The following is a 3,575-nucleotide window of genomic DNA, read 5'->3' as shown; positions in this document are numbered from 1 at the left end:
AGCGGGGACAGACCCGGATCGCCAATGTTTCAATTGGCTATCCGGTGCATGCCAAGGACGCCTACCTGGAGACCCGGTTCACATGTGGTGTGGTGTCAGTATAGCAGATTGTACGCGCTGACGTTCAGCTATGGCTTGGCTTCCATGAACATGGTGGTGATACCCTGAAACAGATTTGGAGAAATATTTTGTGTCAATCCCGGTGGAAAATTGGTCAATTTCCCGGAGAGATATTGGCCAAATTTCGGTTTAGGCGGCGCCTTGGCGCGCGTGCTTTCCATATAGCTGACGCGTGCCAAGGCGCGCTGGCCGCAGGCCAGCTCATCTGATCCCGGGTTTATAGATTTCAGGTTTGGGCTGTACGGCTCTCGCGTAGCCGGAAGCTTTCGCCGTTCATTTCGAGAATATGGACGTGATGGGTCAGGCGGTCCAGAATTGCGCCCGTGAGGCGCTCTGAGCCGAAGATCTCGGTCCATTCATCGAATGGCAGGTTGGAGGTGATGACGATGGATCCGCGCTCGTAGCGTTGGGAGATGACCTCGAACAGCAACTCGGCGCCGGTCTTGCTGAGCGGAACGAAGCCGAGTTCATCGATGATCAGCAGGTCCTGGCTGACCAGCAGCTTTTGCAGACGCTGCAGGCGCCGTTCATCGGCAGCCTCGATCAGTTCGTGGACCAAGGCGGCAGCGGTCGTGAAGCGGACCTTCAGACCCTTTTGACAGGCCGCCAGTCCGAGCCCCAGGGCAACGTGGGTCTTACCGGTGCCGCTCGGACCAAGGGCGATGACGTTCTCGCGCCGGTCCACGAAGGCGCAGCGGGCCAGTTCCATGGTCAGGGCCTTGTTCAGTGATGCAATCACCTTGAAGTCGAAGCTGTCCAGGCTCTTGGTTGCCGGGAACTTGGCGTCCTTGATCCGGCGTTCGATCATCCGGCGTTCGCGCTCAATCAGTTCCAGTTCACAGAGCCGCAGCAGGTAGTGAACATGGTCCTTGTTCTCCGCCGCGCATTGCCGTGCCTGCTTGTCGTACTCGCTGTTGAATGTCGGCAGGCGTAGCTTCTTGAGATGATGCTGCAGCAGGACCTGAGGGGTATCGGTCATGCCGCTGTTCCGGACATCAACACATTGTAGCTGGCCGGGTCCGTCGTCTCGACCTGTGCCTTGGGCAGATAGGGATAGATGTCGAGATCAAGCCGCGGCGGGCGCTTCTCGATCCGACACAGCACGAGATGCTTGACCGCATCGTAGCCGATGGTCCCGTGACCGAGAGCGTACTTGATGGCGCCATGAACATGGGCCATCTCGAAGGTCTCCAGCAGGCGCAGAACCTGGACGTATTCGCGCTTGCCCTTCTTGCCCATCCGCGCTTCCAGCAACCGGTGCAGGATGGCGAACTCGGCGGGCAGGTCCCAGCCCTGCAGCGGCGCCGCCTGATCCAATGCGCCGACTTTCTGCTCAAGCAGCGGCAGGTAATGCATCGGATCGAACACCATGTCAGCCTTGTCGTAGGACCGGCGGTGGCGGGCGATTATCTCTGCGCCACACCCGATGACGACCTCATGGACATAGCCCCTGATCTGGACCTCGTGGTGTGCGTAGGCGACCGGGACGGAATAATCGTTGGTGCGATAGCGGACCATCGAGATCGACGTCGCCCGTGTGCTGACCTTCTCGCAGGCATCATAGGGCGTGGGCGGCAGTGCCATCAGCGCATCCAGATCGCGCATCAGGCGGTCTCCGATCGGCTCGGTGTGGCCACGGACAGTATCGTCCTGGCGCCTCAGGCATTGTTCTTTCAGCCGGGCATTCAGCTCATCGAAGCTGTTGAACCGGGGCGCAGGCACGAGAAAGTTCCGTCGCCCGTAGCCGATGACGCCTTCGACATTGCCTTTGTCGTTGCCCTTTCCCGGCCGACCGAACTTGTCGTCGAACAGATAATGCGACTGCAACTCGGAAAAGATCTTGGTTCGCTCCCGCTTTCCATCACCGCAGATCTTCGCCACCGCGATCGTGGTGTTGTCATACAGGATCGACAACGGCACCCCGCCGAAGAACGCAAAAGCTGAGACATGACCATCGCAGAACGCTTCGGTGGTCTCTGCAGGATATGCTTTGATGAAGAACGCGTCCGAATGCGGCAGCGCCATCGCAAAATAGTGCAGCTTGCACTCGACCCCGTCAATCACACCAAGCGTCTCGCCAAAATCCACCTGCGCGTGACCGGGCGCGTGCGACAGCGGGACGAACACTTCCTTTGATCGGCGTTGCTTCTCGCGGACATAATCCGTGACGATCGTGATCCCCCCGGTGAAGCCATGCTCGTCCCGCAGCCGGGCATGGATGCGCTTGGCCGTATGCCGCTGCTTCTTGATGACCCGTTTGTCGTCTTCCAGGATCTGATCGATAATCGGAATGAACGGATCAAGCTTCGGGCGGACAGGCAAAGCAGTTCGCCGATACCCTGGGGGCACGGAATGCAGCAGGATCTTTGCCACCGTCTTGCGGTCGATCCCATAAAGACGACCAGCTGCACTTTTGCTCATACCATCAACATGGCACGCCCGACGGACACGGTTGTATAAGTCCACAGAATACATCTCCCCACCCTCCGCTCATCAACATCGGGTGTCAGAATGCGGAATTTTGCTCCGCGACGGTCAGATCATCAGACCGTTTCTGTGGTCATTTTGTCTCCGGGATTCACACTGGACGTTGCGGAACGGAAGTTCCAGTTCATTGGTGACGGCCTGAAGGCCAAAGAAAACATAGGCGACCACCGCCGCGAATACCGGCGCGAACCAGTTCGTCGACTCGATCAGTGCGAAAGGCAGCAACCAACAATATAAGTATGTCGTGCGGCGCACCATCAGGGAGTAGACGAATGGCAACGGCGTCGTCGCAATGCGTTCACATCCCGCTTGCGACTGCGCCAAGGTTGCTAGCGTGTTGGAAATTGTCATCTGTCCAAAACCACTGATAGCCCCACGTTCACCATGCTTCCCAAGCCTGTCGGCCATCTCCCGCAAGGCCGCATCCGCGGGGTTGGCATGCGCAATCAGGGCGTTCGATTGCGTCTCGCCGATCCAGCCTGATATCTCTGCACTCACGTCGACATCTCGCAGAAAGCCACGGTGCAGATGACTAAATGCCACGCCGAGAGACAGGATTTCTGCACGAACTTCCCCCTCTCTGACAAAAATGCTTAGATTCCGTCCCAAATTTCGGAGATCGGCGATCATCGCGCCCCAAAGCTTGCGGGCCTCCCACCAGCGATCATAAGCTGCATTATTGCGAAAACCGAGAAACAGAGACAGCGCGACGCCGAAAATTCCCATGGCCGAAATGGAAATGCGCGGCAATGCGATAACGTGCTGATCCACCAGCAGCACAATCGTTGTCAGCAAAGCGACCCCGATAATCCTGCTGGTGATTTTCGGAACAATCGATCCCTGCATGACAAAGAACAGCTTCAGCGCGCTTGGCGGCTCCCTAACGATCATCCGGACTTCCTCTTAAGTTGTTGAACGACGAAATTTGAGCTCATCGCAACCCTTTCCCAAGGTGGTCAAGCAGCAGC

3 protein-coding genes are annotated in these 3,575 nt (G+C 57.7%); all 3 read right to left on the bottom strand.

Translation table 11 applies throughout. From position 1 onward, the window contains the following. Nucleotides 1-346: 346 nt before the first annotated feature. From istB to ACGYK9_RS19190, 3 genes are read right to left on the bottom strand one after another with little or no spacing between them, the layout of a single operon-like run. The gene (istB, locus tag ACGYK9_RS19200; RefSeq protein WP_394422708.1) at nucleotides 347-1,099 is read right to left on the bottom strand and encodes an IS21-like element helper ATPase IstB; all 753 of its coding nucleotides are present in this window, start codon (nucleotides 1,097-1,099) and stop codon (nucleotides 347-349) included. Then, entirely contained in the window at nucleotides 1,096-2,595 is a 1,500-nt protein-coding gene (istA, locus tag ACGYK9_RS19195) for an IS21 family transposase (protein WP_394422705.1), read from the bottom strand. Before istA ends, istB begins: the two co-directional genes overlap by 4 nt. 60 nt (nucleotides 2,596-2,655) lie before the next feature. Further along, nucleotides 2,656-3,498 (bottom strand): bestrophin family protein, encoded by an 843-nt coding sequence (locus ACGYK9_RS19190; protein WP_394422702.1) that lies wholly within the window; start codon nucleotides 3,496-3,498, stop codon nucleotides 2,656-2,658. Nucleotides 3,499-3,575 lie beyond the last annotated feature (77 nt).

The organism is Sulfitobacter sp. 1A15258 (assembly GCF_043557045.1).
Taxonomy (GTDB): Bacteria; Pseudomonadota; Alphaproteobacteria; order Rhodobacterales; family Rhodobacteraceae; genus Sulfitobacter; species Sulfitobacter faviae.
Note: the sequence above shows the minus strand (reverse complement) of the source record. Positions and strands in the feature narration are given on the sequence as shown.

Coding starts and splice junctions, on each gene's coding strand:
- istB (WP_394422708.1), bottom strand. CDS start 1,099: ATGACCGATACCCCTCAGGTCCTGCTGCAGCATCATCTCAAGAAGCTA.
- ACGYK9_RS19190 (WP_394422702.1), bottom strand. CDS start 3,498: ATGATCGTTAGGGAGCCGCCAAGCGCGCTGAAGCTGTTCTTTGTCATG.
- istA (WP_394422705.1), bottom strand. CDS start 2,595: ATGTATTCTGTGGACTTATACAACCGTGTCCGTCGGGCGTGCCATGTT.